Genomic DNA, 3,469 nt, shown 5'->3' with positions numbered 1-3,469 from the left:
AAATATAAGATGCTCAAGGGCATATTCACCCTTTACGCTTCTAGCTTCCATGCCATAAATAATTGCCATAGCTAAATCGTAGTTGTTGTCAAACATTTGTCCAGCAATTTCATGACTTTTTAGTTGATGCCACTCTTCTTCGATCCGATTCATTTCGGAACAATAGGGTGGTAAGAAAAAAACGAATTGTCATACTGAAATTATGACTTTATTCACATTTGGAACTTTTGACAAAAAAAAGGAGTTTAGGAACTCCTCTTTAATTAATATTATTTATTACTTAGCTATTTAGTTTTACTGAATTTTATATACGATCATAGCAATTAATACGGCAAGACCTAGCGCTCTGCGAAAATAATTAATGCCTTGAAATAGCTCCATCCATGCCCAAGTAAATAAGGAGCCATTTGCCACAAAGTCTAAAACTATATTGATTTTGCCAGTTGTAAAAACTAGGGTTAGTAAACTAGCTACTATCCAAAGAATTAGTGGTGGGTTTGGCATTTCAGCCAAAACAATTTTACCATTGCTGTCACGGAAGGTTTTATCAACTAACGTATTTTCCATTGTTTGAGATTGCTGCTTAGATAATAGTTATTAACTTGCAAAAATTCCTGAGTGATGTTTTGATAATAAACTGAGGTTTGATTGCAAGTTATTTAATAAAATTAAAACATTAAAGCAATTCTATTTCCACCTGTCTAATTGCTGAGATTAGAGCAGTAAAGGATATTCATATATGACTATATTGAAAGACATACTTTTACCAATTCAATTAATGATTGCAACACATCTTGAGGTAAAGACGCGATTCATCGCTTCTCTATAAATGGTCTATTTGTTGTATTCTTTTTTCAAGTTGGTATCACACGAAATTCCCCAATACATATTTGTTCCTTTTCTTTCTTCTATACCAGACGCTACGCGTAGCTTGCTTCTGCGTAAGAGTATGCACAATACTTCTCGGTTAGGCAGTTTTGAATTCGGAATCGGGTTTTGGGAAAAGGTGACTGGGTTTGGGTTAAAGGTTTTTTCTTTTTCCTTTTCCCCTTAACCGAGAAGTAAATTAGACTACGCGGTAGGGGTGCAAGGCCTTGCGCCCCTACAACATGGTTCAAATACATGAAAACTGCCACAACATAGAAAAGCCTCCCATTGTGGGAGGCTGAAAAGTTAGCGGAGAAAACTTGTTAAACTACGGTGCAACTACACCAATCGCTCCTCCCAATGCAGAGAAAATGGCGGAGACGAATGCTGTGGCAAATAGCCACCACGCTGCTGAAGCTGCGGCTTTGCGGGTTTCTTCTGCTTGCCGCTGTGCTTGATGCTTGACTTGTTCTAGACGGCGTTGGGCTTCGTGCTGTATGCGTTCTGCACGTTGCAATACTGTGTTGCGTGCCCGTTCAATTTGGTCGATGATCCGGTTGGCATCTTCTTCGGAGATGTCCTCACGAGAACTCATAATTGCCACTAGGGTATCACGGTCAAAGGAGGACAGGCGATCGCGCAGGGCATCAAATCCCGCTTGGGGATCGTCAAAAACTGTGCGAATATCGCGCTTAATACTATCATAGTTAAGTTCTGGGCGATCCAGGGAGTTGAGATAGTTACGAATGCGGGCGAAAATTCCATCAATTGCATCTTGAATTCCCCGTTGGATGTTCCGCACTTGTTCGACAAATTGATCCCTTACGGACACCATATTATCGGCAATCCGTGCTGCTTCTTCATCAGAAATATCTTCCCGAATTTTCAGTAGGGCAATGATGGTATCACGGTCAAACTGAGAAAGGCGATCGCCAAAACTTTCCACCCCAACTCGCGGATCGTGCAACAATAATTGCAAGTCGCGTTTGATACCTTCAGGATTGAGTTCTTCTTTGCCAGTTTGACGGAGATATTCTTCCAGATAAGTTTTGAATGTTTCTGCTCTTTGTTGTGTACGGCTAGCTAGGCGACGAGGCGCACGCACAAAGTTACGAATCGAAGTTTGGGTGGAATCAATGATTTCATTGACTTGTTCTTCACTCAAGTCTTGGCGTTGACTGAGCAATTTCACCAGTGTATCTCTGTCTACCTTCGACAACCGACGGCGCAGTGCGACGGCTCCTTCCTTGGGATTTTCAAACAATTTGGTCAAATCACGCTGAATACCTTCTGGATTCAGTTCTTGTTTGCCAGTATTTCGGAGATAATCTGCGATCGTTGTTGTCACAGAGTCGTATTGCTCTTTAGCTTTATCTACTACAGCTTGGGGTGTGTGGCGAATACTATGCCAAGACTCTTCAGTAGCATTGATGATTTGATTAACTTGATCTTCACTCAAATCTTGCCGCTGACTCAATAATTGCACTAAGGTATCGCGGTCAAAGCGAGACAAGCGCGCCCGAATTGAGCTAATTCCAGCTTGAGGATCTTCCAGTAGCTTTTTGAAGTCGGCACGGATAGCATCAGGATTCAGTTCTGATTTGCCTGTGTTACGCAGATATGATTCTACATTCAGCCACAGGGTTTCTGCTTGATATTGTGCTTGTTCTGCTAATCCTTTGGATTCTACCAGGACGCGATCGCGTTGTTTTTCCAACTCATCAAGAATGCTATCTACTTCATATAGCTGGACATCATTACGCTGTAGCAATATCTCCCGAATTTCTTGGCGGTCAAGGTGCGCTAGCCGCAATGTCAGGGTTTCGTAATCTGCCTCTGAGTCTTCCAACAGTGGTTTAAAATTCCGCTCAATGCCTTCGGCTGTCAAATCTGCCTTGGGAGTAACCAGCAGATAACTTTCTACTGCGCGTTGCAAGTCTTGAACTATATCTCTTTCTTCAATAGCTCTGACTGTTATTAGCACTTCTTGGCGGACAGTTTCTAGCTGATTTGCAATGCGTTGAATTTGGCCTTGAGTAAGCAATCCCCGTTGTTGCAACATTTTGACGAAATCATTGCGGGATAGTCGTTCTAGTTCCCGGCGGACAATTCCAGGGTCAGCTGCTGGGTCATAGATGACATCATGAAATTCTTGGGCAATTCTTTCTGGACTCAGTTGCCAAGCGTAAGTATTGTACAGGTAGTTTTCGACATCAGCCCGAATTGGGCTATAGGGTTGTGATGGTGTCGGCAAGCCTAACTTATCTGCTTGTTGGGTGACTTTATCTTTAGCGCTAGTGAGACTACCTAAGATTTTTTCTACATCCAAATCAGACAAATCTGTGCGTCCCAACACAATGCCGGTTAAGGCAGATAGCCCTTGCTGGAGTGTACTTTGAATTGGCCCGGTAGCTGCCTTTTGGTCAGATTCTTTGGAGCTACTCTTTTCTGCTAATAACCGTTCCAGCTTGGCATTGAGTTCATCTGTTTTGCTTTGTCCTGGTGGAAGTGATTTCAGATAATCCATCAACTCACCCAAACGGTCTTCGGTGGGTGGTTGCTGACTTACCACTTGTTGCCAAACTTTATACAAGGTATCAGC

The 3,469-nt window shown here is 42.5% G+C and carries 2 protein-coding genes and 1 pseudogene; all 3 read right to left on the bottom strand.

Features of this window, described 5'->3' with window-relative positions; genetic code table 11:
- Positions 1-171 (bottom strand): annotated as a pseudogene (locus IQ229_RS24920) (hypothetical protein); the annotation flags it as partial.
- 123 nt (positions 172-294) lie between these two features.
- Positions 295-567 (bottom strand): hypothetical protein, encoded by a 273-nt coding sequence (locus IQ229_RS18960; protein ID WP_194046406.1) that lies wholly within the window; start codon positions 565-567, stop codon positions 295-297.
- Positions 568-1,195: 628 nt separating this feature from the next.
- The coding region (locus tag IQ229_RS18955) for an MFS transporter (protein ID WP_194046404.1) at positions 1,196-3,469 on the bottom strand (2,274 nt) is incomplete at its 5' end.

Origin of the sequence: Nostoc cf. edaphicum LEGE 07299 (assembly GCF_015207245.1) — a bacterium.
Taxonomy (GTDB): domain Bacteria; phylum Cyanobacteriota; class Cyanobacteriia; order Cyanobacteriales; family Nostocaceae; genus Nostoc; species Nostoc edaphicum_B.
Note: the sequence above shows the minus strand (reverse complement) of the source record. Positions and strands in the feature narration are given on the sequence as shown.